The 26,851-nt window shown below is 71.1% G+C and carries 25 protein-coding genes; 18 read left to right on the top strand and 7 right to left on the bottom strand.

Features of this window, described 5'->3' with window-relative positions; genetic code table 11:
* The first annotated feature begins 55 nt into the window (after nt 1–55).
* A complete protein-coding gene (locus tag HUN08_RS11935) occupies nt 56–796 on the top strand; it encodes an acyltransferase (RefSeq protein WP_124247253.1) in 741 nt (246 codons plus the stop codon).
* A 2-nt stretch (nt 797–798) separates the two neighbouring features.
* Here the strand turns inward: HUN08_RS11935 and HUN08_RS11930 are convergent, their stop codons facing one another.
* From HUN08_RS11930 to HUN08_RS11920, 3 genes are read right to left on the bottom strand one after another with little or no spacing between them, the layout of a single operon-like run.
* Nucleotides 799–2,067 (bottom strand): glycosyltransferase family 4 protein, encoded by a 1,269-nt coding sequence (locus tag HUN08_RS11930; protein ID WP_124247254.1) that lies wholly within the window; start codon nt 2,065–2,067, stop codon nt 799–801.
* The gene (locus HUN08_RS11925; protein WP_124247255.1) at nt 2,064–3,614 is read right to left on the bottom strand and encodes a glycoside hydrolase family 57 protein; all 1,551 of its coding nucleotides are present in this window, start codon (nt 3,612–3,614) and stop codon (nt 2,064–2,066) included. Before HUN08_RS11925 ends, HUN08_RS11930 begins: the two co-directional genes overlap by 4 nt.
* On the bottom strand, nt 3,611–4,396 hold the full coding sequence (locus HUN08_RS11920) for a bifunctional 2-polyprenyl-6-hydroxyphenol methylase/3-demethylubiquinol 3-O-methyltransferase UbiG (RefSeq protein ID WP_124247256.1): 786 nt from the start codon (nt 4,394–4,396) through the stop codon (nt 3,611–3,613). The genes HUN08_RS11925 and HUN08_RS11920 overlap by 4 nt, the downstream gene beginning before the upstream one ends.
* A gap of 100 nt (nt 4,397–4,496) precedes the next feature.
* On the opposite strand from HUN08_RS11920, the gene HUN08_RS11915 reads away from it, so the two are divergent.
* Nucleotides 4,497–4,895, top strand: coding sequence for a hypothetical protein (locus tag HUN08_RS11915; protein WP_124247257.1), 399 nt, complete (start codon nt 4,497–4,499; stop codon nt 4,893–4,895).
* A gap of 28 nt (nt 4,896–4,923) precedes the next feature.
* Here HUN08_RS11915 and HUN08_RS11910 read toward each other — a convergent pair whose 3' ends face one another.
* Nucleotides 4,924–5,274: a VOC family protein gene (locus HUN08_RS11910; protein WP_124247258.1), complete on the bottom strand. Its 351-nt coding sequence runs from the start codon at nt 5,272–5,274 to the stop codon at nt 4,924–4,926.
* Nucleotides 5,275–5,432: 158 nt separating this feature from the next.
* Here HUN08_RS11910 and HUN08_RS11905 point away from each other — a divergent pair, with 158 nt between their 5' ends.
* The 12 genes from HUN08_RS11905 (at nt 5,433) to HUN08_RS11850 (ending at nt 20,047) form a co-directional block, all read left to right on the top strand.
* The gene (locus HUN08_RS11905; protein ID WP_124247259.1) at nt 5,433–6,215 is read left to right on the top strand and encodes an electron transfer flavoprotein subunit beta/FixA family protein; all 783 of its coding nucleotides are present in this window, start codon (nt 5,433–5,435) and stop codon (nt 6,213–6,215) included.
* Nucleotides 6,216–6,256: 41 nt separating this feature from the next.
* Nucleotides 6,257–7,213, top strand: a complete 957-nt coding sequence (locus HUN08_RS11900; RefSeq protein ID WP_124247260.1) for an electron transfer flavoprotein subunit alpha/FixB family protein — start codon at nt 6,257–6,259, stop codon at nt 7,211–7,213.
* 142 nt (nt 7,214–7,355) lie between these two features.
* A complete protein-coding gene (locus HUN08_RS11895; RefSeq protein WP_174900922.1) occupies nt 7,356–8,192 on the top strand; it encodes a GNAT family N-acetyltransferase in 837 nt (278 codons plus the stop codon).
* Between the two features lies 1 nt (nt 8,193).
* Complete coding sequence (locus HUN08_RS11890) at nt 8,194–9,081, top strand: 1-acyl-sn-glycerol-3-phosphate acyltransferase (RefSeq protein ID WP_124247262.1); 888 nt, start codon at nt 8,194–8,196, stop codon at nt 9,079–9,081.
* 13 nt (nt 9,082–9,094) lie between these two features.
* Nucleotides 9,095–9,577 (top strand): hypothetical protein, encoded by a 483-nt coding sequence (locus HUN08_RS11885; RefSeq protein ID WP_124247263.1) that lies wholly within the window; start codon nt 9,095–9,097, stop codon nt 9,575–9,577.
* Between the two features lie 72 nt (nt 9,578–9,649).
* Nucleotides 9,650–10,099 (top strand): hypothetical protein, encoded by a 450-nt coding sequence (locus HUN08_RS11880; RefSeq protein WP_124247264.1) that lies wholly within the window; start codon nt 9,650–9,652, stop codon nt 10,097–10,099.
* Nucleotides 10,100–10,211: 112 nt separating this feature from the next.
* Entirely contained in the window at nt 10,212–11,705 is a 1,494-nt protein-coding gene (locus HUN08_RS11875; protein WP_301546696.1) for an MFS transporter, read from the top strand.
* 8 nt (nt 11,706–11,713) lie between these two features.
* Entirely contained in the window at nt 11,714–15,172 is a 3,459-nt protein-coding gene (locus HUN08_RS11870) for a BTAD domain-containing putative transcriptional regulator (RefSeq protein ID WP_301546695.1), read from the top strand.
* Between the two features lie 123 nt (nt 15,173–15,295).
* A complete protein-coding gene (locus HUN08_RS11865; protein WP_124247266.1) occupies nt 15,296–16,684 on the top strand; it encodes an FAD-binding oxidoreductase in 1,389 nt (462 codons plus the stop codon).
* A gap of 56 nt (nt 16,685–16,740) precedes the next feature.
* Nucleotides 16,741–17,964: a cysteine desulfurase family protein gene (locus HUN08_RS11860; RefSeq protein WP_124247267.1), complete on the top strand. Its 1,224-nt coding sequence runs from the start codon at nt 16,741–16,743 to the stop codon at nt 17,962–17,964.
* A complete protein-coding gene (mnmA, locus tag HUN08_RS11855; protein WP_124247268.1) occupies nt 17,961–19,052 on the top strand; it encodes a tRNA 2-thiouridine(34) synthase MnmA in 1,092 nt (363 codons plus the stop codon). Before HUN08_RS11860 ends, mnmA begins: the two co-directional genes overlap by 4 nt.
* Nucleotides 19,049–20,047: a vitamin-B12 independent methionine synthase gene (locus tag HUN08_RS11850; RefSeq protein ID WP_124247269.1), complete on the top strand. Its 999-nt coding sequence runs from the start codon at nt 19,049–19,051 to the stop codon at nt 20,045–20,047. The genes mnmA and HUN08_RS11850 overlap by 4 nt, the downstream gene beginning before the upstream one ends.
* 30 nt (nt 20,048–20,077) lie before the next feature.
* On the opposite strand, the gene HUN08_RS11845 is transcribed toward HUN08_RS11850, so the two are convergent.
* The gene (locus HUN08_RS11845) at nt 20,078–20,485 is read right to left on the bottom strand and encodes an MmcQ/YjbR family DNA-binding protein (protein ID WP_124247270.1); all 408 of its coding nucleotides are present in this window, start codon (nt 20,483–20,485) and stop codon (nt 20,078–20,080) included.
* Between the two features lie 53 nt (nt 20,486–20,538).
* On the opposite strand from HUN08_RS11845, the gene ligA reads away from it, so the two are divergent.
* Nucleotides 20,539–22,581, top strand: coding sequence for an NAD-dependent DNA ligase LigA (gene ligA, locus HUN08_RS11840; protein ID WP_124247271.1), 2,043 nt, complete (start codon nt 20,539–20,541; stop codon nt 22,579–22,581).
* 13 nt (nt 22,582–22,594) lie between these two features.
* Here the strand turns inward: ligA and HUN08_RS11835 are convergent, their stop codons facing one another.
* Nucleotides 22,595–23,254, bottom strand: coding sequence for an amino acid-binding protein (locus HUN08_RS11835; protein WP_124247352.1), 660 nt, complete (start codon nt 23,252–23,254; stop codon nt 22,595–22,597).
* A 91-nt stretch (nt 23,255–23,345) separates the two neighbouring features.
* Between HUN08_RS11835 and gatC the strand changes: the two genes are divergently transcribed.
* Both gatC and gatA read left to right on the top strand, forming a co-directional pair.
* Nucleotides 23,346–23,642 (top strand): Asp-tRNA(Asn)/Glu-tRNA(Gln) amidotransferase subunit GatC, encoded by a 297-nt coding sequence (gene gatC / locus HUN08_RS11830; protein WP_124247272.1) that lies wholly within the window; start codon nt 23,346–23,348, stop codon nt 23,640–23,642.
* The gene (gene gatA, locus HUN08_RS11825; protein ID WP_124247273.1) at nt 23,642–25,141 is read left to right on the top strand and encodes an Asp-tRNA(Asn)/Glu-tRNA(Gln) amidotransferase subunit GatA; all 1,500 of its coding nucleotides are present in this window, start codon (nt 23,642–23,644) and stop codon (nt 25,139–25,141) included. Before gatC ends, gatA begins: the two co-directional genes overlap by 1 nt.
* Here the strand turns inward: gatA and HUN08_RS11820 are convergent.
* Complete coding sequence (locus HUN08_RS11820; protein WP_301546694.1) at nt 25,131–26,099, bottom strand: oxygenase MpaB family protein; 969 nt, start codon at nt 26,097–26,099, stop codon at nt 25,131–25,133. The genes gatA and HUN08_RS11820 overlap by 11 nt on opposite strands.
* An 87-nt stretch (nt 26,100–26,186) precedes the next feature.
* Here HUN08_RS11820 and HUN08_RS11815 point away from each other — a divergent pair, with 87 nt between their 5' ends.
* Nucleotides 26,187–26,849: a TetR/AcrR family transcriptional regulator gene (locus HUN08_RS11815; RefSeq protein WP_124247275.1), complete on the top strand. Its 663-nt coding sequence runs from the start codon at nt 26,187–26,189 to the stop codon at nt 26,847–26,849.
* Nucleotides 26,850–26,851: the final 2 nt, after the last annotated feature.

The raw sequence follows: 26,851 nt of genomic DNA, 5'->3' as shown, positions 1-26,851 counted from the left end.
GGGCTGCCCAGTGAGCCTATCGTGTCCGATTTTTCGCTCCGTTAGTGTTTGTGCCATGACCACCATGTGGAACGCGTCGTACCGGGACCGTTGGCGGGCCGGGCGTCGGCGCGACCCCGACCAGGCCCGATTCCTGACCCTGGCCTCCCTGCGCTGGGTGCTGGCCAACCGTGCCTACACGCCGTGGTACCTGGTCCGCTATCTGCGGCTGGCCCGGTTCCGGTTGGCCAACCCGCACGTCGTGCTGCGCGGGATGCTGTTCCTCGGGCGCAACGTCGAGATCCACGCGACCCCCGAGATGGCGCGCATGGAGATCGGCCGCTGGGTGCACATCGGCGACGGCAACTCGATCCGGGCGCACGAGGGCAGCCTGCGGATCGGCGACAAGGTCGTGTTCGGCTGCAACAACGTCGTCAATTCCTATCTGGACATGGAGATCGGCGCCTCGACCCTGGTCGCCGACTGGTGCTACATCTGCGACTTCGACCACAAGATGGACAGCCTGGACCTGCCGATCAAAGACCAGGGGATCGTGAAGGGACCGGTCCGCATCGGGGCGGACACCTGGGTCGCCGCGAAGGTCTCGGTGCTGCGCAACACCACGGTCGGGCGCGGGTGCGTGCTCGGCTCGCACGCCGTGGTCAAGGGCGTGATCCCGGACTACTCGATCGCCGTCGGCGCACCGGCCCGCGTCGTGAAGAACCGCAGGGAGGAATGGGAGGCCAACGCCGCCGCCCGCGCCGAACACGAACGCGCGCTGGCCGACATCGAGCGGAAGAAGCACGCGGCGAGCTGAACTCAGGTCAGCGGCTTGTTCGGGTCGCGCTCGGGAAGCGGTCGTTCGACGATGTTGGGCCGTCCGATCGGGTGCCGCACCCGGCGCTTGGCGGCCAGGTACACGCCGGAGGTGAGTTCGGCGACGGTGCGCCAGGAGAACTCCTCGGTGAGCCGCGCGTAGGCGCGTTCGGCGCGCTGCTGCGCGGCGGCCGGGTCGTCGAGGGTGGTGCGCACCGCCGCGGCCAGCGCGGTGACGTCGGCCGGCGGGAAGGTCATACCGGTGACCGTGTCGGTCACGGCCTCGCCGAGGCCGCCGGCCGTCGACACCACCAGCGGGATCCCAGTGGCGGCCGCTTCCAGCGCCACGATCCCGAACGGCTCGTAGCGGCTCGGCAACACGATCGCCGTGCAGCGGTGCATCAGCGCGATGAGTTCGTCGCGCTCGACCGAGCCGTGGAAATCGACGGCGCCGACCACCCGGTGTTTGCGCGCCAACTCCTCGAGCCACTCCTGCTGCGTGCCGGAGCCGGCGATCGTCAGGGTCGTGCCCGGATGGGTGCGGCGGATGCGTGGCAGCGCGGCCAGCAGGTCCTGCACCCCCTTCTCGTATTCGAGGCGCCCGGCGAACAGCAGTTCCGCGGGGCCCGACGACTCGGCGCGCGGCAGGTGCGGCCATTCCTCGACGGCGATCCCGTTGTGGATGACCTGGATCTCGGCGAGTTCCGGGCCGAACAGCCGGCTGACCTCGTCGCGCATCGAGGTGGAGCAGGTGATCAGCGCGTCGGCCTCACGGGCCAGCCACCACTCGACGGAGTGGACCTGGCGGTTGGTCTTCGCCGCGACCCAGCCGCTGTGCCGACCGGCCTCGGTGGCGTGGATGGTGGCGACCAGCGGGACGTCGAAGAACTCGGCGAGCGCGATCGACGGGTGGGCGACGAGCCAGTCGTGGGCGTGCACCACGTCGGGGATCCATGCCTGCCCGGTCGTGTCGTCGCGCAGGAGGCGCAGCGCGGCGCGGATCATGGTGTGGCCCATGGCCAGCGTCCACGGCATCATGTCGGTGCCGAAATCGAATTCGGGCGGGTCCTCGGCGGCGGCGATGATCCGCACACCCTCGGCGGTGGTGAACGTCGTCGGATGGGTGGCGGCATCCGTCCCGGTGGGCCGACGGGTCAGTACGACGACGTCGTGGCCGATCGCGGCCAGCTCCACGGCGAGGTTGTGGACGTGGCGTCCCAGGCCGCCGACGACGACCGGCGGGTACTCCCACGAGACGAGTAGCAGCTTCACCGACCTTCTCCCTTCGCGTACGCCTCGGGACCGGGCAGGCGGCGGGCGTCGAGGTCGGCGAACAGGTTGTCCGCGGCGAACCAGCCGTCGGCCAGCGCGCGGGCCGAGGACTCGCGGCCGCGCGCGGCGGCGTCGGCGATCTCCCGCGTCGCGTGGGCGTGCTTGTGGGCGCGGTCGGTGGCATAGCCGGCGGCGGTGTCCTTGGAGACCATGAACGGCCAGTCCGACGCGACGGTCATCAGCGTCTCGCGCAGGATTTGGTCGTTGACCCGGTCGCGGGCGTCGTGCTGTTCCCGTTTGTCGACCGTGGTCAGCGCGGTGTCGACGACCTCGGCGTTCAGGTCAACGAAGTGCTGGACCTGCGGACCCGCCCACACGCGCCAATCCTTGCCCGACCCCCACGACGAGGGCGGGAGGTCGACGGGATCGCCGACGTAGCCGCGTTCGCGCGCGGTCGCAAGCGAGCCGACGGACACGCCGGCCTCCGGTAGGCGGCGCAGGACGCGGTCGAGCCACGTCGGGCCCTCGAACCACCAGTGGCCGAACAGCTCGGTGTCGAAGGCGGCGACGACGTGCGCGGGCCGTCCGATTCGGTCGGATTCGGCGATGAGGCGGTCGCGCACGGTGGCGACGAAGTCCTCGACGTGCTTGTCGATGACGGCGTCGACGCGGTCCGGATCGTAGGGCGCCTTGTCCGGTCCGTCGACGGTCCGCCCGGTGACGCGGGCGAGCTTAAGCCCGGAGTCGTGGTCATAGGTGTGGAAGTCGCGGTAGGCGCCGTGCCCGGGATAGCCCGACTTCGGGGACCAGACGCGGTAGCTGACCGTGAGATCGCGGCCGAAGGCGACGACGTCGGTGTCGCCGACCGGGCGACCCAATGCGGTGTCGCCGTGCAGGGTCGGGCCGTCCACCATGAAGTGGCCGACGCCGGCGTCGGCGTACTCGAACTCCATACCCGGGTCGAAGGCGCATTCCGGGGCCCAGATCCCGGTCGGGGTGTGGCCCCAGCGACGGTGCGCGTCGGCCAGGCCCTCGCCGAGGGAGAATTGGCGCATCCGGGCGTCGAGCAGCGGCGCGAACGGGTGGGCCAACGGCCCGCCGAGCAATTCGATGATTCCCGACGACGCCAACGCGCGGATGGCCGGCGACGCGCCGTGGCGCCAATGCCGTTCGAAGTCGGCGATCGCGGCACCGGCGTCGCGGAAATGCGCGCCACCCGCCGCGGCGCGCACCGGGTCGCGGTCGGTGGCCAATTCCATCGCCCGCAGCTGCCAGTTGGCCAGCCACTCGTACATCGACGACGCGCAGTGCGGGTCGTCGAGCTGGGCGGCGAGGACCGGGGTGATGCCGAGCGACAGGACGTCGGTGAATCCGTCGTCGGCCAGCCCGCGCAACACGGCGAACACCGGCTGATAGCTGGCGGCCCAGGATTGGTAGAGCCATTCCTCGCCGACCGGCCACCGCCCGTGGTTGGCGAGCCACGGCAGGTGGGAGTGCAGGACCAGCGTGAACTGGCCCGGCACCCCGGCGGGAACGGAGGGGGTCATCGGCGGGTCGCGATCGCGAACAGGTCGAGGCTGGCGTCCACGTCACCGGGCCGGATCGCGAAGTCGGCGGTGGTGACCGCGGCGACGTCGTCGGCGAGTGCCGCCGGCCACGGCTCGTCGGCGAGCGCGCGCCGGATCTGGGCGTCGATGATCGAGCCGTCCCACTTCGCGTCGAGTTCGGCCAGCGCGGGTCCGTGGTGCACGCCGAGCATCTGCTCGACGTCGAAGCCGCCGTCGACGAGGAGTTCGGTCATCTCCATCGCGTTGAGCTCGCGGGTGTGGAACGGGTTGACCGGGGTGTCGCTGCCCGGCGTGAACGTGATCCGGTTGGGCGTCGACATCAGCAGCCGACCGCCCGGGCGCAGGACGCGGTGACACTCGGCGACGAAGGCCGGCTGATCCCATAGATGCTCGATGACCTGGAAGTTCACCACCACGTCGACGGATTCGTCGTCCAGCGGCAGGTCGATCAGGTTCCCCTGGTGCACCGTCAGCCGTGGGTAGCGGGCCCGGGTGTGCTCGACGGCGGTCTCGTCGTAGTCGACGCAGACGACGCTGCGGGCGCGACGTGAGAGCAGGTCGGCGCCGTAGCCCTCGCCGGAACCGGCCTCGAGGACGTCGCGGCCGTCGACGAGGTCGGCGATGTACTCGTAGGCCACCTCGTGGCGGCGGAACCAGTAGTTCTCCTCCGGGATGCCGGGCACGGTGCGCTCGCCCGTCAGCGCCAGGGTGGCGGAAGGATCGGGCGTACCCGCGTCGGATGCTGGTGTTTCACTCATCATCTGAAGAGGGTAGTAGGGGTGGCGTTTCTCGGCCGACGGGGATTGAGTATCTATCCCCATGTTCTTTTCTCCACCGCGGGAGCACTCTGGACTTATGACGATGAATCCTGTTCCGCCCGTCCCTGCCGGCTGGGCGCCCGCGACACCGATTCCGGCCCCCAAGACGAGCGGTGCCCGGATCGCCGACATCGTCGTCACGGTCCTCGCCTTCGCGGCTCTCGGGATCGGGTGCGCGTTCACGCTGTTCTTCTCGTTGTTCTTCGCGATGGCGACCGATCCGTGTGGATCGGGCACCGGCTGCCGGGAGAATCTCGTCGGCTGGGGAATGCTGGCCGTCTGGGTCGGCGCGGGTATGGGCATCATCGTCGCGATCGGCGGCACGATCTTCGGCGCCGTCCGCCGCAAGGTGATGTTCTGCTGGCCGCTCATCGGCATCGCCCTGGCGGCGGCCGGCTTCTTCCTCGGCCTCTACCTGGTCGACCAGGTCGTGCCGCGGTGAGCGGCGGCGCGCCCGGTCCGGTCTAGTCCTAGTGCGGGCCGGAGACGCAGAATTGGTTGCCGTCCGGGTCGGCCAGAGTCGCCCACTCGAAGCCGGGCATCTCCCGCCGGGCGACGAGGGTCGCACCGTCGTCGAGTAGTCGGGCTACTTCGGCTTCCCGGTCCGGCGACGCCAGATCGAGATGGATCCGATTCTTACCGGGCGTGGGGTCCTCGACCTTCTGGAAGGCGAGTAGCGGTTTGCCCTCGCCGGTCGAGACGGTGACGAACCACCCGTCGTTCTCTTCCAGGATCCGGCCGCCGGTCTGCTTGGCCCACCACCGCGCCAGCGCGAGCGCATCGGTCGTGTCGAAGGTGATCATGCCAACAGAAATCGTCATGGCTCAACGCTAGTCGACGGGGCGCGTGCGGAATGTGGCCGTTGTGAGGTACGCCGCGTTCGCGGAACGGAGGTGACACGTTACAGTGTTGGGCGACCCTAATGGCCTTACCGCGCTGGTAAGACGCCTCACCCGATGCAGGAGGTCGATGTAGACCCATGACAAACATTGTCGTACTCATCAAGCAGGTGCCCGACTCTGGCTCGGAGCGCAAGCTCAACGACAGCGACTTCACCCTCGATCGCGAGATCGACCCGGTGATCGACGAGATCAACGAGAAGGCCGTCGAAGCAGCGCTGCAGATCAAAGAGGCCAACGGCGGCGAGGTGACCGTGCTGTCGGCCGGTCCCGAGAAGGCCACCGAGGCGATCCGCAAGGCGCTGTCGATGGGCGCCGACAAGGCGATCCACATCCAGGACGAGGCGCTGCACGGCTCCGACGCCGTCCAGACCGCCTACGTGCTGGCCCGCGCGCTCGGCACCGTCGAGGGCGTCGAACTCGTCATCGCCGGCAACCAGGCCACCGACGGCGGCGTGGGTGCCGTCCCGGCCATGATCGCCGAGTACCTCGAGCTGCCGCACCTCACCTCGCTGCGGTCGCTGACCGTCGACGGCGAGAACCTGACCGGTGAGCGCGAGACCGACGAGGGCATCTTCACCGTCGCGGGCGCGCTTCCCGCGATCGTGAGCGTCAACGAGAAGATCAACGAGCCGCGCTTCCCGTCGTTCAAGGGCATCATGGCCGCCAAGAAGAAGGAGATCGCCGTGGTCTCCCTCGCCGACATCGACGTCGAGGCCGGCGACGTCGGTCTGGCGAACGCCGCGTCGACCGTCACCGGGGTGAACCCGAAGCCCGCCAAGCAGGCCGGCGAGCGCGTCACCGACGAGGGCGACGGCGGCACGAAGATCGCCGAGTACCTGGTCGCGCAGAAGATCGTCTAGCGCCCACCCCCAATCGACACTGAACCTCAGGAGAAAAACACATGGCTGAAGTACTCGTTCTCGTTGAGCGGGACACCGAGGGTGGGCTGAAGAAGGTCACCTCGGAGCTGATCACCGCCGCGCGTGCGCTCGGTTCCCCGTCGGCGGTCGTCGTCGGTGCCCCCGGTGGCGCCGACGCGATCCTCTCCGACCTGGCCGCGGCCGGTGCGGAGAAGGTCTACGTCGCCGAGTCCGACGAGGCCGCCACCGTGCTGGTCTCGCCGAAGGTCGACGTGCTCTCGGCGATCGCCGAGTCCGCCTCGCCCGCCGGCGTCATCGTCGCCGCCACCACCGACGGCAAAGAGGTCGCCGGTCGCCTGGCGGTCCGCCTCGGCTCGGGCGTCCTCGCCGACGTCATCGAGGTCAAGGAGGGCGGCAACGCCGTCCACTCGATCTTCGGTGGCGCCTTCACCGTCGACGCCCAGGCCAAGGGCGACGTGCCGGTCATCTCGGTGCGCCCCGGTGCTGTCGAGGCCGCCCCCGCGGCCGGTGCCGGCGAGCGCGTCGACATCGAGGTCCCGGCCCAGGCGGAGAACGCCGTGAAGATCACCAAGGTCGAGCCGAACGTCGGCGGCGACCGCCCCGAGCTCACCGAGGCCTCGATCGTCGTCTCCGGCGGCCGCGGCGTCGGCAGCGCGGAGAAGTTCTCGGTCGTCGAGGCGCTGGCCGACTCGCTCGGTGCCGCCGTCGGCGCCTCGCGCGCGGCGGTCGACTCGGGCTACTACCCGGGCCAGTTCCAGGTCGGTCAGACCGGCAAGACCGTGTCGCCGCAGCTGTACATCGCCCTGGGTATCTCGGGTGCCATCCAGCACCGCGCCGGCATGCAGACGTCGAAGACGATCGTCGCCGTCAACAAGGACGAGGAAGCGCCGATCTTCGAGATCAGCGACTTCGGCGTCGTCGGCGACCTGTTCGACGTTGCTCCGCAGCTCACCGAGGAGATCAACAAGCGCAAGTAAGCGCTCGCCGTACCGCGAAACCCCCGGCCGACGCCTCGCGTTGGCCGGGGGTTCGTCTTTTCCGTCCGGTTTTCACTTCGGCGACCCCGACATGACACGTGCGGGTGGCCGTGGCGTCGCCTGCCCCCGATTCCATGAGGGCATGACAGTAATCAATGTCCCGACGGCCGCGCGTGCGGCCGCCCCGCAATCGAGCCGTCGCCTCTTCGGAGGAGGCGGCTTTTCTGTCTGGCTGTCCACCGACGCAGACGACATCGTGGCGGCGCAGCGACTGCGCTACGACGTCTTCACCTCCGAGCCCGGCTTCTCCGAGGCGATCGGCGACTCCGCCACACGTCTGGACGCCGACCGATTCGACGAGTTCTGCGAACACCTGCTGGTTCGCGACGAGCAGACCGGCGACCTCGTCGGGTGCGCCCGGCTGCTCGCGCCGCTGCGGGCCATCGCAGCGGGTGGCTGGTACAGCGGCGGCGAGTTCGCGCTCGAGCACCTGGCGCCCATCGAGTCGCAAACCGTCGAGATGGGACGTGCCGCTGTCGCGCGCGGGCAGCGCAACGGATCGGTGACCGCGCTGATGTGGGCCGCGGTGCTCGCCTACGTGGAGGAATCGGGCAACGCCTACCTGATGGGATGCGTGTCGGTCCCGCTCTCGTATCCGGGAACCGTGCGCGGCAGCGCCCTGCGCGGTATCCGCGACGAGCTGCGCCAGAAGTACGCGGCGCAGTGGCCGGCCGCGCCACACGGCGGTTCGGTGATCGACGGGGTCGGGATCGACGAGATCGATCCGCCGGCCCGGTTGGTGATCCCGCCGCTGATGCGCGGATACCTCCGCCTGGGGGCGCGGGTGTGCGGCGACCCGGCGATCGACCCGGTCTTCGACTGCGGCGACTTCCTCACCGTGTTGGCCAGCAACGACGCGGATTCGCGCTACCGGCAACGGCTCACCGAGACGGTGCGCCGGCTGAGCGAGCAGGCCTGACATGACCGGTCGAGTGGGTCGCCACGCCTGGTTCCCGGTCTCCGGGTGCACCAGCGGCTGTGCGCACCCGCCCCGCCGGCGGGCCGGCCGGACGCGCGTCGCCTGGCGCATCACCCGCCTGCTGGTGGTGCTCTGCGGCCTGGCGCTCCTCGCCCCGGTGGCCTGGCGCATCGCCCCCGCCCGGCGGCACCGCCTGGCCCGCTGGTCGTCGCGTCGCGTCCTGGCGGCGCTCGGGATCACCGTGAAAGTCAACGACCGGCGGCTCATCGACGCCGATCCGCGGGTGCCGATCGGCGGGCTGGTCGTCGCGAACCACGTGTCCTTCCTCGACATCCTGGCCATCGCCGCCGTCACCCCTTCCCGGTTCGTGGCGAAGTCCGAGGTCTTGACGATGCCGGGGATGCGGTGGCTCGCGCGCCGCGTAGGGGTCATCGGCATCGACCGCGCATCGTTGCGGGAGCTGCCCGGCACCGTCGAGCGGGTCGCCGACGTCCTGCGCGGCGGTCACGCGGTCGCCGTCTTCCCCGAGGGCACCACGTGGTGCGGGGCCGCGTCGGGGACGTTCCGGCCCGCCTTCTTCCGCGCGGCGCACGACGCGGGATCGCCGATCATGCCGATGACCGTCGCCCTCACCGAGGAGGACGGCCACCCCTGCCCGGCGGCGGCCTTCATCGGCGACGACGAGCCGGTCGACACGCTGCGTCGCATCCTCGCCGTCGGCTCGCTCACCATCACCGTCACCGCACATCCCGCGATGTTGCCGACGGCGGATCGCCGCGCCGACGCCATGCGGGCGCAGGCGAGGGTCTTCGGCTCCCCGGAGAAAGCCCCGATTAGGCTGAATTCGGGTCGGGAGACCCGTGACTCACTGTCCCTCAGTGTCCTCTAGGAGAATCCACTTCATGAACAGCAAACTGGGCGCAGCCCTGCTCGCCGCCACTGCCGCCACCGCGGTCGTCGCCGCACCCGCGGCCGCTGATCCGGCCCCGATCGATTTCGGCAGCCTCTTCCAGCACGGCCCGCAGGGTGGCGGCCCCGCGCCGCAGCAGCCCGGCAACCCGACCTCCCGCAACGGGGTAAGCTCCATCACGCTGACCGTCGGCAACTGGTTCGGCAAGAAGCAGGGCCCGGACTACTACAGCAAGGGATTCGCCCCGAGTGTCGGCTGGTCGGCGCGCGACCGCTCGAACGCGATCGTCAAGGGCAGCGGCTGCCAGATCGAGATCGCCTTCCCCGGTACGTCCTACCCGACGAAGAAGACGGCCAACTGCCAGGGCAGCATCGGCTTCAACAGCAACTACTACCGCAACGCAGGCACCTACCGGATCACCGTCGTCGACCGGGTGTCCGGCGCCTCGGCCTCGAAGTCGTTCCGGATCGGCTAATCGGCGAGTAGCGGACTCCAGGTGGGTACACTCCCACCTGGAGTCCGTGCTTTGTGGGGGAGGACCACCGGGATGAATCGCACCATTACCGCCGCGGCGGCGTCCGCCGCGCTGTTGACCGTGCTGACCGCCTCCCCGGCGCAGGCGCGCTTCGCGGGGTCGCTCGGCGACCTGGGCAGCTCGGCCCCGCCGCCGGGAAAGCTCTACAACCGCAACGGCGTCACCAAGATCGCGGCGGGCGTGACCAACGTGGGCCGCGGCGCGTTCGCCCCCGCCGTGAGCTGGTCGGCGCGCGCGAAGAGCGGTGCGCCCGTCACCGGCCGCCGGTGCGGCATCGAGATCACCTTCCCGGGCAAGCGCTGGCCGATGTACCTGTCGAAGGACTGCCAGGGCTCGGCGTCCTTCCCGCGTCGGACGTACCGGTCGCCGGGCAAGTACACGATCACCGTGCAAGACCGTGTGTCCGGCCAACTCGCCATCACCTCCTTCGTCGTCCAAGAGGCCCCGGTCCCCGTCGGCTGATTCACGGCGCGCATCGGCCGCCCCAGCCGTGCCAAGCCACCGCCAAGTCGGTTCCAAGTCGACCGGGCGAATCTTCTCGTCGTAGAAACCCACTTCGACGAGGAGTCCTCCCGTGCTCGAGACACCCGGCCGGTTCACCCGGTCCCAACGCGTCACCCTCGCGGTCGTGTGTGCCGCGACCGCCATGCTCATGCTCGACATCGCGGTGGTGAACACCGCACTGCCCGCCATGGCCCGTGAGTTCGGCGCCGATCTGAACGGCCTCAAATGGGTGGTCGACGGATACACCCTCGCCCTGGCCACCGTCGTCCTGACCGCCGGTGCGTGGGCCGATCGCGTCGGTCGTCGCCGGGTCTTCATCCTCGGCGCCGTCGGCTTCACCCTCGCCTCGGCGGCCTGTGCGGCCGCGCCGGGCATGGTCGCCCTCAACGCCGCCCGCGTCGTGCAGGGACTGGGTGCCGCGCTGCTGTTCGCGACGTCGCTGGCCCTGCTGGCGCATGCGTTCCCCGGCTCGGCGCAGCGCAGCAAGTCGCTCGCCGTCTACGGGGCCACCATCGGCGGTTCCTTCGCCGTGGGACCGCTGCTCGGCGGGATCCTCACCGACCTCCTCGACTGGCGGACCATCTTCCTGGCCAACATCCCGGTCGGCATCGCGATGCTCGCCGGTACCCGGTGGGTCGTCGAATCGCGCAGCACCGCGCCGCGCCGCGGCGACTGGGCCGGGCAGGTGCTGATCATGGTCGGTCTCGCCGCCCTGACCTACGGGTTGTTCGAGGCCAGCTCACGTGGGTGGGGCGACGGTGCCACGGTGACCGCGCTGGCTGTCGCGGCGGTCGCCCTGGTCGGCTTCGTCGCGGTGGAGCGCCGCGTCGAGCACCCGATGATGCCGCTGGCGATGTTCGCCAACCGCGGCTTCGCCGGCGCCCAGATCGCCACCTTCGCCATCTCCGCGTCGATGTTCGCGGTCTTCGTCTACGCGACCATCTATCTGCAGGGCGTGCTGGGCTTGTCGGCGATCAAGGCCGGCCTGGTGTACCTGCCCGGCACGATGATGATGTTCGTCGCCGCCGGCGTCACCGACCGGATCCTCGGTCGCGTCGCGCCCTGGATCCTGCTCACCGGCGGCCTCGTCGCGGTGGCGGGCGGTCTGGGCTGGATGACCGTGTGCGGGACGCAGAGCTCCGGCTGGGATCTCGTCGGCGGGTTCATGCTCGCCGCCGTCGGGGCTGGGGTGTTCAACCCGGTGATGAGCGGAGTCGTCCTCGCCGAGGCGCACAGCGACGACGCCGGCCTGGCCGCGGGGATCAACGACGCCTTCCGGCAGTCTGGTATCGCGCTGGGGGTGGCGGCGCTGGGTGCCTTCTTCCCGGCGCAGTCGGTTCTGCACGGCGGCTCGCCGCAGGGCTTCGTCGACGGATTGCACGCCGCACTGTGGTGCAGCACGGCGGTCGCCCTGGTGGGTGCCGCGGTGGTGGCGACGATGATGCGGCGGGCCCGGGCCACCGTCGCCGACGACGCAGTGGAGGCCGCCGATCGACATGGCGACCTCATCGCGTCACGAGAGCTGTACGTCCCCGCATACACTGCGACGATCAGCGGCGAGTGAGGAGCGACGTGGCGCGTGAGTATCTGGTGCTGGGCCCCCTCGCCGTCGTCGTCGAGGGGAACCGGGTGGAACTCGGATCGCCGAAGCAGCGCGCCGTTCTCGGCGCGCTGCTCGTCGCGCGCGGTGCGGTCGTTTCGGTGGAGCGGCTGATCGACACCGTCTGGCCCGACGATCCACCCGAGGCCGCGACGACGAGCCTGCAGGCCTACATCTCCAACCTGCGCAGATTGCTGCGGGCGGATTCGGGGGAGCCGTCGCCGATCGAGCGGGTGGCCGGCGGCTATCGGCTCGACGTCGGCGACGACGGTGTGGACCTCGTGGAGTTCGCCGAATGGGCCCGAGACGCTCGTGCCGCACGCGACGACGGCCGTTGGGACGACGCGCTGCGGGCCTCGGAGGCGGCGGCGGCGCTCTGGCGCGGCGAACTGCTGGGCGGCGAGTTCGACCCGCTCGGTTGGCTCGGCGCGGAGGCCATGTCGTTGCGGGAGACGGTGGCGGCCGTCGGCGAGATCCACGTCGCGGCCCTGCTCGCCGGCGGCGACACGGGCGCCGCGCTCGCCGAGACGGTCGGAATGCGGGCGGCCGACCCCTTCCGCGAGCGCGCGGCGTGGCTGCACATGGTCGCCCTGTACCGCGCGGGAAGGGCGGCCGAGGCCTTGGAGGTCTATGGGTCCTACCTGCGGTCCCTCGATGACGAGCTGGGGTTGGAACCGGGAGCCGAGCTGGTGGAACTACACGGGGCGATCCTGCGCCACGACCCGGCGATCGCCGCCTGGCCGCGTCCGCCGCACTGGACCGGGGCGGTCTCGGTCGCCGAGCCGGACGACACGCCAGCCGCATCCGCCGTCGAACCGGTCGGCCCGCGCGGCGACGGTCCCGTCGATGTCGGCGTGCCGTTGATCGGGCGCGAGGACGAGGTCGCACAGCTGCGCGTCGCGGTGACGCACGGGTCCGGAACCTCCTGGGCGGTGTTGATCGGCCCGGCCGGGATCGGCAAGACGCGCCTGGCCCAGGAGACCGCGGCGATCTCCGCGGCGGCCGGGCGGCCGGCCGTGTGGATCCGCTGCCCCGACGCGGAGGGCACCCCGGCCTGGTGGCCGCTGCGACAACTGTGCCGGGCGCTGGACGCCGATCCCGACGATGTGCTGGCCGTGCCGGACGGCGCCGGGGCCGACACCGCGCGCTTCGCCGTGTACGAGCGGGTCCAGCACCTCGTCGAGCGGTCCGCGCCGTTCACGCTGATCGTCGACGACGCGCAGTGGGCCGACCCGATGACCCTGGGCCTGCTGTCGTATCTGACGACCGTCGTCGCGGAGGCGCCGGTCTCGGTCGTCGCGACCGTGCGGGAGGGGGAGGGCGGCCAGGAGACGGAGCGGTTCGTCGCGGCCGTCGCCCGCGCGGGCGGTGCCGTCATCACCGTCGGGCGGCTCGGGCGGGCCGACGTCGCGACACTGGTGCGCGCGGTCGCCGACGAGGATCTCGCACCCGATTCGCTCGACGCGCTGGTCCGCCGAACAGAGGGCAACCCGCTGTTCGTCTCCGAGTTCGCCCGCCTGCCCGCGGAACAGCGGGCCGCGGAGATGGTGCCCGACGCCGTCCGCTCTGTCCTCGACCGCCGCCTCGGCTCCCTCGACCCCGCCGTGCAGGAGATCATCGGCCACGCCGCCGTCATCGGGGAGGAGGTCGACGTCGCCCTGCTGGTGGCGGTCTGCGGCCGCGACCTCGACGACGTCGCCGACGCCCTCGACGAGGCCGTCGACGAACGCATCCTGGTCGCCGACCCGGTGACCGGGCGCACCCGGTTCGCGCACGCCCTGCTCCGCGACCAGGCGCTGACCACCATCCGCCCGTTGCGCCGGTGCCGGATCCACCTGCGGGTCGCCGACGTGCTGCGCGACTCGACGGCCTCGGATGCCACCCCGCGACGTGCCGCGCATCTGCTCGACGCGATGCCGGTGGCCGATGCGGGTGACGTCGTCGACGCCTGTCGACTCGCCGCCCGCGACGCGGTGGCGCACTGGGATTCCGAGAGCGCCGCCCGCTGGCTCGACGCCGCCCTGAAGACGCGGGAGTCAGTCGATCCGAATGCCCCCGACGTCGACGACCTGCTGGTCGGCGCGTTGACGGCCCACGCCCGCGCCGGACACCTGCAGGAGGTGCTGCACACCGTCGAAGAGCGGTTGAACCGCGCCATCGAGACGGGTCGATCCGACACGGCGGGACGGTTGGCCTCAGTCCTCATCCGGGCGGGCGGCGCGTGGCCGTGGATCGGCCCCCACGTGGAGAACGAGGGGCTTCGGTTCACGCTCGAGCGGTCCGCGCAGGCTGTTGCCGACGACCCGGGGAGCCTGGCCCGCGTCTTGGCGGCGGCCGCGATCGGGGAGACCTACGCGCGTGACGCCTCTGTTCCCGACGCCCTACTCGAGCGGGCCGACGCGCTGGCCGCCGATCTATCCGACGACGCGATCACCGCCGACGTGTTGCTGGCCCGGATGATCACCTACTCCGGCGTCGCGCCCTATGCCGAGGTCTCGCTCGCCTGGGCGCAGCAGATGCGCGGTCTTCGCTACCCCGGGCGCGACGTGGACGAGGTCATCGTGGACACCGTGTTGACCATGGCGACGATGGTGCGCGGCGATGTCGCGGCGACCGAGGAGTTGACCCGGCGCGCCATTGTCGGGAGTGAACGGTTGAGGCTTCCGATCCTGCGTGCCCAACTGCGCTGGATGCAGGCGTCGCTGGCGGTATGGCACGGCGGATTCGAGCAGGCCAAGGAGCACTTCCACATCGCGATCCGAGTCCACGAGGACACCCAGCTCTACGTCGCGGGCAGCGGCGCGCTGGCGATGATGGCGCTGGCCACCGAGCAGGGCATGCTCGGCGAATTCATCGACACCGGCGGGCTGACGCCGACCGAGTGGGCCCGTGCGCTGCTGGAACAGTTCAGCGACAACCAGGTGATGACCCTGTTCGCCGCCGGCGTCGCTTCGGTGGCCGGCGATCAGGGCGACCGCGAGTTGGCCGAGACGATGGTGAACAGCTGGCTGGCCGATCATCGGACCATGATCTGGACGACCCTGGGACAGGCGGTGATGCTGGCACACGTCGTCCACGACCTCGGCCTCGACGAGTACGCGCCCGCACTGCGGGACCGCCTGATGCCGTTCCGCGACTGCATCGCCACCGTCGGACAGGTCGGCTGCATCGGACCGGTGGCGCTGCCGTTGGCCGGGTTGTGCTTCCAACTGGGGGATACCGATTCGGCCGACGAGATCCTGGCGCAGGCGATGGCGATAGCCGAGCGCGGCGACGGGGAGCCGTCGATGCTGCGGGGTCGGCTCCTACACGCCCGGATGCACCCGCGGGCGCCGGGCCGGGAACAAGCCCTCGTCGACGTCGAGCGCCGGGCCCGCGAACTGGGCATCGACCCGGTGGCCGAGGCGGCCCGCGAGCTGCTGGCGGAGTGAGACGGCTTCCAAGCGCGCGCCAAGATCGCGCCAAGCGGTCTGCGTCATCGTGGGTACACGGCCCGAACGGGCCCGGGCCGCGGTATCGAACCGGCGGCCACCCGACTTCAGACGAGGGAGACCATGAACAGTGACTTCGACAGCAACGTTTTCTCGAGCAGCGACCTCGACGAGTTGCGCCGCCGCGTACGCGGTGCGGTGCACGGTCCGGCGGACCCCGACTATCCGACTGTCGGCTTCAACGTCGCGCTCGAGCGTCATCCGGCCGCTGTGGTCGACGCCGCCGACGCCGCGGACATCGCCGCCACCGTCCGCTTCGCCGCCGCGCACGGCATGACCGTCGGCGTATTCGCCACCGGACACGGCGGCACGCCGGTCGGGAGCCGGTCGATCCTCGTGCGGACCACCGCCCTGGACACCTGCGATGTCGATCCGGAGCAGCGCACCGCGCGCATCGGCGCCGGGGTGCGCTGGCAGTCGGTCCTCGACGCGGCGGTGCCGCACGGTCTGGCCCCGCTGTGCGGTTCCGCGCCGACCGTGGGGGTCGTCGGCTACCTCTCCGGCGCGGGCATCGGACCGCTGGTGCGGACCGTCGGCAGCTCGGCCGACCACATCCGCTCGATGACGGTCGTCACCGGCGACGGGACACTCGTCACCGCGACGGCCGACGAGAACCCCGAGCTGTTCTGGGGATTGCGGGGCGGCAAGGGAACCCTCGGCATCATCACCGAGGCGGTCATCGAGATGCCGGCCATCGCCGAGATCTATGGCGGCGCCCTCTATTTCGACGGTGCCGACGCCGTCCGCGTCCTGCGCGCGTGGCGGGACTGGGCCGCAGGACTGCCCGACGAGGCATCCACGTCGCTCGCCCTGCTCAACCTGCCGGCGATGCCGCAGGTCCCGCCCATGCTCGCGGGCAAGCTCACCGTCGCCGTGCGTTACGCGAGCGTCGCCGACGCCGAGACCGCGGCGGCCGTGCTCGGCCCGATTCGAGAATTGGCGCAGCCGCTGCTCGACGCGGTCGGGCCGATGCCGTACGCGGCGGTCGGCGCCATCCACGCCGACCCGCCCGGTCCGATGCCGGTGCGGGAGCGCGGCGGATTGCTCGCGGCGTTGCCCGACGAGGCCGTCGACGTCATCGTCGGCGCGGTGACCTCGCCGGTGGCGCCGCTGCTGCCCGTCGTCGAGATCCGCGCCCTCGGCGGGGTCTATGCCCGTGAGCCGCGGGTCCGCTCGGCCCTGTGCCACCGGGATGCGCCCTTCAACCTGAACATGGTGGGGGTGCTCGCCGACGAGCAGGCGGCGGCCGCGGTGACCGGCGTGGTCGACGGCGCGTTGGCGGCGCTCGAGCCGTGGATGACCGGGGCGACGCTGCCCAATTTCGTGGCCTCTGACGATCCGGCGCGGGTCCGCGCGTCCTATGACGAGGACACGGCCGCCTGGTTGGCCGCGTTGGCCGACCGGCTCGATCCGCACGGCGTGTTCCGCGTCGGACAGGTGGTGCGCTCCTAGGCCCGTCGCCGGCGGAATTGGACCGCCCACCGGGCGCGTCTATCCTGGTGAGCACTATGCCCACCCCGCCGGTCGAGCCGGTCTACCTCGACAACGCCGCCTCCACGGCCATGCGCCCGGAGGCGGTGTCGGCGATGCTGCCGCTGTTGCAGTGTGCGGGCAACCCGTCGTCGCTCCACGCGGCCGGCCGGGCGGCGCGCCGGCATCTGGAGGAGGCCCGGGAATCGGTCGCCTCGAGCCTGGGTGCCCGCCCGTCGGAGGTGCTGTTCACCTCCGGCGGCACCGAGTCGGACAACCTGGCGCTGCTGGGGATCGTCGCGGCCCGCCGTCGGGAGGATCCGCGCCGTCGCCGGGTGGTCGTCTCCGCCGTCGAGCACCACGCCGTGCTCGACCCGGCTCAGGCCCTCGCCGCGTCCGGGGACGCGGAGTTGGTCCTGATCGACGTCGACGCGCAGGGCTTCGTCGACGTGGACGCCTTGGCGGCCGAACTCGCCGAGCACGCCGACGAGATCGCGGCCGTCTCGGTGATGTGGGCCAACAACGAGGTCGGAACCATCGAGCCGATCGGGCGGATCGCCGAGCTGGGCCGCGAATACGGGGTGCCGGTGCACTCCGACGCCATCCAGGCGGTCGGGCACATCCCCGTCGACTTCGACTCCAGCGGGCTGGCCGCGATGTCGGTCGCGGCCCACAAGTTCGGCGGTCCGCAGGGCGTCGGCGCGCTGGTCCTTGGCCGTGACGTGGCGTTGTCGCCGCTGACCCACGGCGGCGGGCACGAGCGCGACCTGCGGCCCGGGACGCAGAACGTGGCCGGGGCCGTCGGGATGGCCACGGCACTCGAGGTCGCCACCGCCAACCTCGCCGACGAGGCGCGCATGGTGGCGGCGCGGCGCGATCGGCTCCTGGGGCACCTGCTCGCCGTCGACGGCACCCGGGTCAACGGTCCGCGCGACGAGTGGCGGCTGCCCGGCAACGCCCACGTCTCCTTCGAGGGTTGCGAGGGTGATTCGCTGCTGATGCTGCTCGACGCCCGTGGCGTGGAGTGCTCGACCGGTTCGGCGTGTACGGCGGGTGTCGCGCAGGCCAGCCACGTGCTGCTCGCGATGGGCTTGCCGATGGCCGTCGCACGCGGTTCGCTGCGGTTCAGCCTGAGCCAGACCACCACCGACGCGGATGTCGACCACGTCGGCGCGGTGATCGCCGACGTGGTGGAACGCGCCCGGGCCGCCGGACTCGTCGCGGCCGGGGCGCGCGCGCTCGGTACCGGGGGCGGGTCATGAGGGTCTTGGCCGCGATGAGCGGTGGCGTGGATTCGGCGGTGGCCGCGGCCCGCGCCGTGGACGCCGGGCATGACGTCGTCGGGGTGCACCTGGCGCTGTCGGAGACGCCCGACGCGCTGCGCAGCGGCTCGCGGGGCTGTTGTTCGCGCGAGGATGCCGACGACGCCCGACGTGCCGCCGACGTGCTCGGCATCCCGTTCTACGTGTGGGACTTCGCGGAGAAGTTCCGTGAGGACGTGATCGACGACTTCGTGGCGGCGTACGCGGCCGGTGAGACCCCGAATCCCTGCCTGTCCTGCAACGAGAAGATCAAGTTCGCCGCGCTGGCGGAGAAGGCGCTGGCGCTCGGCTTCGACGCGCTGGCCACCGGTCACTACGCGCGCCTGGTCGACGGCGAGCTGCGCCGCGCCGTCGACGAGGACAAGGACCAGAGCTACGTGCTGGCCGTCCTGACCGATGCCCAGCTCGCGCGGGCGATGTTCCCGGTGGGGGACACGCCCAAGCCGCAGATCCGCGAAGAGGCGGCCCGGCGCGGTCTGCTCGTCGCCGACAAGCCCGATTCCCACGACATCTGCTTCATCCCGACCGGCGACACCCGGGCCTTCCTAGGCACCAAGATCGGGGTCCGCCCCGGTGCCGTCGTCGACGGTCAGACCGGCGTCAAGCTCGCCGACCACGACGGGGTGCACGGTTTCACCATCGGCCAGCGCAAGGGCCTCGGGATCGACGCCCCGGCCGCCGACGGGCAGCCGCGGTACGTCACCGGGATCGACGCGGCGACGGGGACCGTGACCGTCGGGCCGGCCGACGCGCTGGGGGTCTCGCGCATCGCCGCCCGCCATGCGGTGTGGACCTCGGGTGCGGCGCCGACCGGCCCGGTGGACTGCGTCGTCCAGGTGCGGGCCCACGGCGGCCTCGCACCCGCGACCGCCACCCCGATCGTTGTCGACGGGGAGCCGGGCATCGACATCGTCGTGCACGAACCGCTCACCGGCGTCGCCAAGGGGCAGGCGGCGGTGCTGTACTCGCCGGACCCCGAGCAGGGCGACCTCGTGCTGGGTTCCGGCCGCATCGCCGACACCGAATGACCGATCGAGTGCCGCTCGTCGGTGGGACCGCCACCGGGGTCGGTTCCATGCCGGGCACCGATCCGCTGGCCGCGGCCCGCCTCGCCTTCGACGAGGTAGCCCTGCCGTTCGTGCCGGAACTGCCGGCCCGCGGTCCGGGCGCCGACATGGTGGGGCGCGCCGCGGCACTGCTCGTCGATATCGCGATGGACACCACGCGCGACGGCTATCGGCTCGCTTCGGGGCGCACGCGGCTGATGAGCCGCGCCGATGGATTCCTGCGGTCGGATCTCGACGCGGTCGAGGAGGTCGTCGAGCGGGGCGGATTGCGCTCCCCGGTGAAGTTGGCGGCGATCGGCCCGTTCACCCTTTCCGCGCTCGTGGAACTGCCCGGCGGGCACAAGGTGCTCCACGACGCGGGTGCCTGGCGCGACGTCGTCGCCTCGCTGGCCGAAGGGCTCGCCCAGCGGGCCGACGAGCTGGAGCGGCGGCTCGGGGTCCCGATCGTGGTGCAACTCGACGAGCCGATGGTCGGGGCCGTGATCGACGGTCAGATCGCACCGCTGACGAGGCTGGACGTCAACCGGCCCATCCCGGCGCCGGATGTCGCCGCGGCACTCGCGGACCTCGCCACCCGTGTCGGGCGACCGGTGGTGCTGCACAGCTGCGCCGCACCGCGCTGGGACCTGCTGTCGGCGCTGACCGGCTATGCGCTGTCACTGGACCTCGGCCAGATCACCGACGGGGACTACGACGAGTTGGGTGCCCACCTGGACCGCGGCGGTCGCCTGATCGCCGGGGTGGTCCCGACCGCCGAACCCGCTACGGCGGTGTCGGCAGACGAATTGGCCGACCGCCTGGTCGCGCTGCTCGGCCGCATCGGTCTGCCGCCCGCGGTCGTGCGCGAGCAGGTGCTGGTCTCACCGACCTGCGGCCTGGCGGGGGCGGGTCCGTGGGCGCCTCGGGCATTGGGGCTCGCCTCGAAGGTCGCTGACCAGCTCGCCCGCCTCGACTGAGGCCGTTCCGACGGCGCTCGGGCGCGGCGCCTACCGCGCGTCGAGTTCGGCGATCGTCCGCTTCGGCGCGACCTGGCGAAAGGATGCGTCGAGGAGTTCGGCGACCTCGTCCCAGTCGGTGTCGCCGTCCAAGGCCAGCGGGAGACCGACCCAACCGTATGCGCCGACGTAGGCGGGGAGGAAGAAGCGGGTATCGGCGAGAAGCGCCTCCCGTTCCGCGGGATCGGCGACGAACAGGATGGCCTGGTCGAAGCGCCGGCCGGGGGTGTCCTTGTCGATCTTCTTCTCGCCGCCGCCGTACATGCCGAACATCTTGGGGCAGCGGAACGTCGGGCGGCCGTGGGCGACGGCTTCGGTGGCCGTCGGCAGGGCCAGCGCGATCTCACGCACGCGGGCCAGCACGGGATCGTCGTCGGAGAACATGATCGGGTGCGGCATGGTGCCCATTCTGCCTCGCGAGTGGGTCGGAGCCCTGGACTACGCTGCACAACGTGGACAACGGGGACTTGCAGCGCGAATGGACCGACCTGGCCGAGCAGGTTCGCGACCACCAATTCCGCTACTACGTGCGGGATTCGCCGATCGTTTCCGACGCGGAGTTCGACAAGCTCTTCCGGCAGCTGCAGGCGCTGGAGGACGCCCATCCCGAACTCGCCGTGCCGGATTCGCCGACGAAACTGGTGGGCGGCGGATTCGCGACGGAGTTCACCGCCGTCGATCACCTCCAGCGGATGCTCTCGCTGGACAACGTCTTCGACGACGACGAGATGCGTGCCTGGATCGAGCGCACCGACGCGGCGGCGGGCGCGCAGGTCCCGTTCCTGTGCGAATTGAAGATCGACGGCGTCGCCCTCAACCTCGTCTACGAGAACGGTGCGCTGATCCGCGCCGCCACCCGCGGCGACGGGCGCACCGGCGAGGATGTGACGCTCAACGCCCGCACGATCACCGACATCCCCGACCGGCTGACCGCGACCGACGAGTACCCGGTTCCCGACGTGCTGGAGGTCCGCGGCGAGGTGTTCTTCCGGCTCGCCGATTTCGAGGCGCTCAACGCCAGCCTCGTCGAGGCGGGCAAGCCGCCGTTCGCCAACCCGCGCAACAGCGCCGCCGGCTCGCTGCGGCAGAAGAACCCGGCGATCACCGCGCAGCGCCGCCTCGGGATGATCTGCCACGGTGTCGGGCACACGCAGGGGTGGCGCCCGGAAAGCCTGCACGACGCCTATCTGGCGCTGGGGGCGTGGGGGCTGCCGGTGTCCTCGCACACCAGCCGCGTCGACACCTCCGCCGAAGTCCTCGAGCGCATCGCCTACTGGGGCGAGCACCGGCACGACGTCGCACACGAGATCGACGGCCTCGTCGTGAAGGTCGACGACACCGCCGTGCAGCGGCGCCTGGGATCCACGTCGCGGGCGCCGCGCTGGGCGATCGCCTACAAGTACCCGCCCGAGGAGGTCACCACCAAGCTCCTCGACATCCGGGTCGGCGTCGGCCGCACCGGGCGGGTGACCCCGTTCGCCTTTATGGAGCCGGTGCTGGTGGCCGGTTCGACGGTGGCGCGCGCGACGCTGCACAACGAGTCCGAGGTGCGCCGCAAGGGGGTGCTGATCGGCGACACCGTCACCATCCGCAAGGCCGGCGACGTCATCCCGGAGGTGCTCGGACCCGTCGTCGACCTGCGCGACGGCACGGAACGCGCGTTCGTCATGCCGACGAACTGCCCGGAGTGCGGTGCCGCGCTGCGCCCGGAGAAGGACTCCGACGTCGACATCCGCTGCCCCAACGCCCAGGGCTGCCCTGCACAGCTGCGGGAGCGGCTGTTCCACCTGGCCTCCCGCGGCGCCTTCGACATCGAGGCACTGGGCTACGAGGCGGCGACCGCGCTGCTGACGTCGAAGGTCATCGCCAACGAGGGGGACCTGTTCGGCCTCACCGCCGAGGACTTGGGGAAGGCCGATCTGTTCGTCACCAAGTCCGGCGCGCTCTCCGCGAACGGCAAGCGCCTGCTGGACAACCTCGCCAAGGCCAAGCAGGTGCCGCTCTGGCGGGTCCTCGTCGCCCTGTCGATCCGCCACGTCGGTCCGACGGCGGCGCGCTCGCTGGCCACCGAGTTCGGCTCCCTGGACGCGATCGAGGCGGCCGACGAGGAGCAACTCGCCGCCACCGACGGGGTCGGGGCGATCCTCGCCGCCTCGGTGCGCGACTGGTTCGCCGTCGACTGGCACCGGGAGATCGTCGAGAAGTGGCGCGCGGCAGGCGTTTCCATGGTCGACGAGCGCGACGAGTCGATCGAGCGGACGCTGGAGGGCAAGACCATCGTCGTCACCGGCTCCCTCGTCGACTTCTCCCGCGACGGTGCCAAAGAGGCGATCCTGGCCCGCGGCGGCAAGGCGTCCGGCTCGGTGTCGAAGAAGACCGATTACGTCGTCGTCGGGGAGTCACCCGGCTCCAAGGCCGACAAGGCCGAACAGCTGGGCGTGCCGGTCCTCGACGAGGCCGGGTTCAAGCGACTGTTGGAAACCGGCGAGGCGTAGCGCGCGAGGCGGCCTAGCGGCTGAGGCTGCTGATGATCCCGATCAGGTAGCCCAGGCGCGCGACCTCGGCGGGACGGAAATCGGGTCCGCCGACCCGGCCGAGCAGCAGTGCGCGGTGCGGACCGTCGAGGGGTGCGGCGACGAGCCTGGTGTCCCAATCCCGCCACATCTGGGGAACCCCCGGATCCTGCGGATCGATCGTCGCGGCCGCCGCCATCGGGAGCCAGGACGCATCCGCGAGCGGGGTCTCCGGGGCGCCGGAACTGCCGCACACCGTCACCGTGGCACCGGAATCCGCCTTCGTGACGACTGTCGCCCACGAGGCGCGCAGCACCTGCGGGGCATCGTCGACGAGGGTTTGCAGGCGGTCGGCTTTCGCCGTCGCGACGTGGTCGACGAGTTCGAGTTCGCGATGGGTGTCCAACACCCCCGCGTAGGGGCGGACCGAGTCGACATGCGCGTCCGCGGTGGCCGCGGCGGTGATCAGGGTGTCGGGCAGCGCGCCCAGGGGGAGGTCCACGACGATGTCGTCGACGGCCCAGCCGCTACCGCGTTCGATGACCTCCAGCGAGATGATGTCGGCCCCGACCCCGCCGAGCGCCACCGCGAGCTGGCCGAGGCTACCCGGGCGATCGTCGATGGTTACGCGCAGCAGGTAGGACACCCGGGCCATTCTTCCACCGAACGGTCCGCCCGGCGCGGCGGCCCCCGGGCCGGGCCAATAGGCTGTAGGCATCACCCTCCGGCTCGAAAGGACTGAGGACTTGGCTGCCATCTCTCGTGACGAGGTCGCGCATCTCGCGCGGTTGTCACGGCTCGCGCTCACCGAGGACGAACTCGACCACTACGCGACCCAGCTCGATTCGATCCTGACGCACGTCGCGTCGATCACCGAGGTCGCCGCCGCCGACGTGCCGCCCACCGCGCATCCCGCGCGGCTGGACAACGTGCTGCGCGTCGACGAGGTGACCCCCGGTCTGACCCGCGACGAGGCGCTGTCGGGCGCCCCCGCCGTCGAGCAGGATCGCTTCGCCGTCCCGCAGATCCTCGGGGAGGAATGATGGCAGAGCAGACCGCCTCCTACACCGGCGTCGACGACGCCATCCTCGGCGCCACCGCCGCCCGCCTGGGCGAGCAGATCGCCGCGCGCGAGCTGTCCTCGGTCGAGGTGACCCGCGCCTTCCTGGATCGCATCGCCGAGGTCGACGAGACGATCGGCGCCTATCTGCACGTCGGGGCCGATCAGGCGCTCGCCGCTGCGGCCGACGCCGATGCCGCGATCGCCGCCGGCGAGGCCGCCTCCCCGCTGACCGGGGTGCCGATCGCACTCAAGGACGTATTCACCACGGTCGACGCCCCCACGACCTGCGGATCGAAGATTCTCGAGGGCTGGGTGCCGCCCTATGACGCGACGGTCACCGCGAAGCTGCGCGCGGCGGGCCTGCCGATCCTGGGCAAGACCAACATGGACGAGTTCGCGATGGGCAGCTCGACGGAGAACTCCGCCTACCAGGTGACCCGCAACCCGTGGGATATCGAGCGCATCCCGGGCGGCTCCGGCGGCGGCAGTGCCGCGGCCCTCGCGTCGCACAGCGCCCCGCTGGCCATCGGCACCGATACCGGCGGCTCCATCCGCCAGCCGGCCGCCGTCACCGCGACCGTCGGCGTGAAGCCCACCTACGGCACGGTCTCGCGCTACGGCCTGGTCGCCTGCGCGTCGTCGCTGGACCAGGGCGGACCGTGCGGCACGACGGTGCTCGACACGGCGCTGCTGCACGAGATCATCGCCGGGTACGACCCGCGCGACTCCACGTCGATCGATGCCCCGGTCGGCGACCTCGTCGGCGCCGCGAAGGCCGGTGCGCAGGGCGACCTGTCCGGCGTGCGCGTCGGCGTCGTGAAGGAACTCGCCGGTGAGGGCTATCAGCCGGGTGTCCTCGCGTCCTTCGAGACCGCGGTCAAGGCGCTCACCGAGCGGGGCGCCGAGGTGGTCGAGGTCAGCTGCCCGCACTTCACCTACGCGCTGGGCGCCTATTACCTGATCCTGCCGTCGGAGGTGTCGAGCAACCTCGCCCGCTTCGACGCCATGCGCTACGGCCTGCGCGTCGGCGACGACGGCAGCCACAGCGCCGACGAGGTGATGGCGCTGACCCGCGAGGCGGGGTTTGGTGCCGAGGTGAAGCGCCGCATCATGATCGGCACCTACGCGCTGTCGGCGGGCTACTACGACGCCTACTACGGACAGGCGCAGAAGGTCCGGACACTCATCGCGCGCGACTTCGAGGCGGCCTTCGAGAACGTGGACGTGCTGGTCTCGCCGGTCACCCCGACCACGGCCTTCAAGCTGGGGGAGCGCGTCGACGACCCGCTCGCCATGTACCTGTTCGACCTGTGCACGCTTCCGGTGAACCTCGCCGGTGTGGCTGCCATGTCGGTGCCGTCGGGCCTGTCCGACGGGCTGCCCGTCGGTCTGCAGATCATGGCCCCGGCCCTCGCCGACGACCGCCTCTACCGCGTCGGCGCGGCCTACGAGGCGGCGCGCGGGCCGATTACCGGTTGAGCACCGCCGCCGCGCCGCGATCGGGCTTGAAGGAGGTGAGCCCGATCGAGCGGTAGGAGTCGGCGAGTCGCTCGTACTTTTTGCGCGCCCGCACCAGTGGCGTCTGGGTCACGACATCGGGAAGCAGTCGGAAGGCGACGCGCAATGCGGCGTTGAGGGCGGCGTACTCGATGTCGTGGCGTCGCGTCCACCGCATCGGGAGCACCTCGCGCGCCGACGGACGCATGGTGCCGTAGCCGAGGACACCGGTGACATGCCCCGCGATCGGAACGACGGCCGACCACAACGGGCCGACGGCGGCCGGGAGGAAATCGGGCCGCGGGACGCGTCCTTGACTCGCCATGACGGCGCGCAGCGTCGGGGTGACGGTGAGGCGATCGGCGGCGAAGCGGTCGTAGTAGGCGCTCAGTTCGTCGAAGGACTCCATCAGCCGGCCTTGCCCGGGTAGCTGGAGGTCGGTACCCACCGCTCGGAACCGATCCCAGACGGCCTGGTCCTCGGCGGCGGTGAACGCACGCCCGGCGAGCGCCTCGGCGGCATTGCGATGCATGAAGAAGGTGCTGATCAGGATCCAGTTCCACAGATCCGGGGACAGTGCGCTGTAGCGCTGACCGTCGGCGCCGGTACCCCGCACGTCGCGGTGCAGCTCGAGTAGTCGGCGCGACTCGGCTTCGCGATCATCCGCGGTTCCGGCGAACACGAGTTGATCGGAGGCGGCGGTGCGCAGTGCGCGCGGCCACGGGGAGTACCTGACCCGGCCGGTCGCCTCCAGTGCGGCGGAGACTCCCGGGACCATGGCCTGGTCGAAGAGGGCCGCCGCGTAGAAGGCGATGAAGGTGGAACCGGCGACGCGTTCGAAGAAGTCGACGGCGCGGGTGGTGTCGTCGACGACAGCAGCACGCTTCTGCTCCGGCGTGACCGTGGTGGGGCTGATCGGGCAGGTCATGGAGTTCTCCATTCTGGTGCTATGCGGCACCACAAGCTAAGTGGTGCTAGCCTGCACCACAAAGGGGCATGAGTCAAGAACTGACCGAAAGGGCGACCGGTGGCGGCGGCAGATCGCGGGTACGACGGCATCCCGGCGGCGCAACGGCGGGCCGCCCGGCGCGAGGCGCTACTCGAGGCGACGCTCGACCTGATCAGCGAGTCGGGAGCCGCGGCGGTGTCCAAGCGGTCGGTCTGCGCACGAGCGCGGCTCAACGACCGCTACTTCTACGAGCACTTCGCCGATCGCGACGTGTTGTTGAGCGTATTGGGGCAGGAGTTGACGGCCGAGGCGCTGCGCGCGGTGATCGGGAGCATGCTCCTGGTCGGCGGAACGGCCGAGGACCGGGTGCGGGCCGCCGTCGACGCGGCGCTGGACTACTTCACCGAGGATTCGCGTCGGGGCCGACTGGTGCTGGAATCCGGTTCCGATCGGGTGCTGCAGCAGGAGTGGTTGTCCGGCATCCGCACCGTCGCCGACGCTGCCGTCGGCATCGCGCCGCTGCTGATCGGGGAGCACCGGCCCGCTGACGAGGACCTGTCGGTGACCGCCTACATCCTGGTGAGCGGGAGCGTGGATTTGCTGGCGGCGTGGCTGCGCGGCGACGTGGCGATCTCGCGCGCCACCTTGGTCGACCGGATCGTCGATCTGACATCCGCGGCGCTCGACCGGGCTTCGCAGGCCGACGGCGCCGGGCAGGTGGACGCTACCCGCGCCGACTAGCG

Origin of the sequence: Gordonia sp. X0973, from assembly GCF_013348785.1 — a bacterium.
Taxonomy (GTDB): Bacteria; Actinomycetota; Actinomycetes; order Mycobacteriales; family Mycobacteriaceae; genus Gordonia.
Note: the sequence above shows the minus strand (reverse complement) of the source record. Positions and strands in the feature narration are given on the sequence as shown.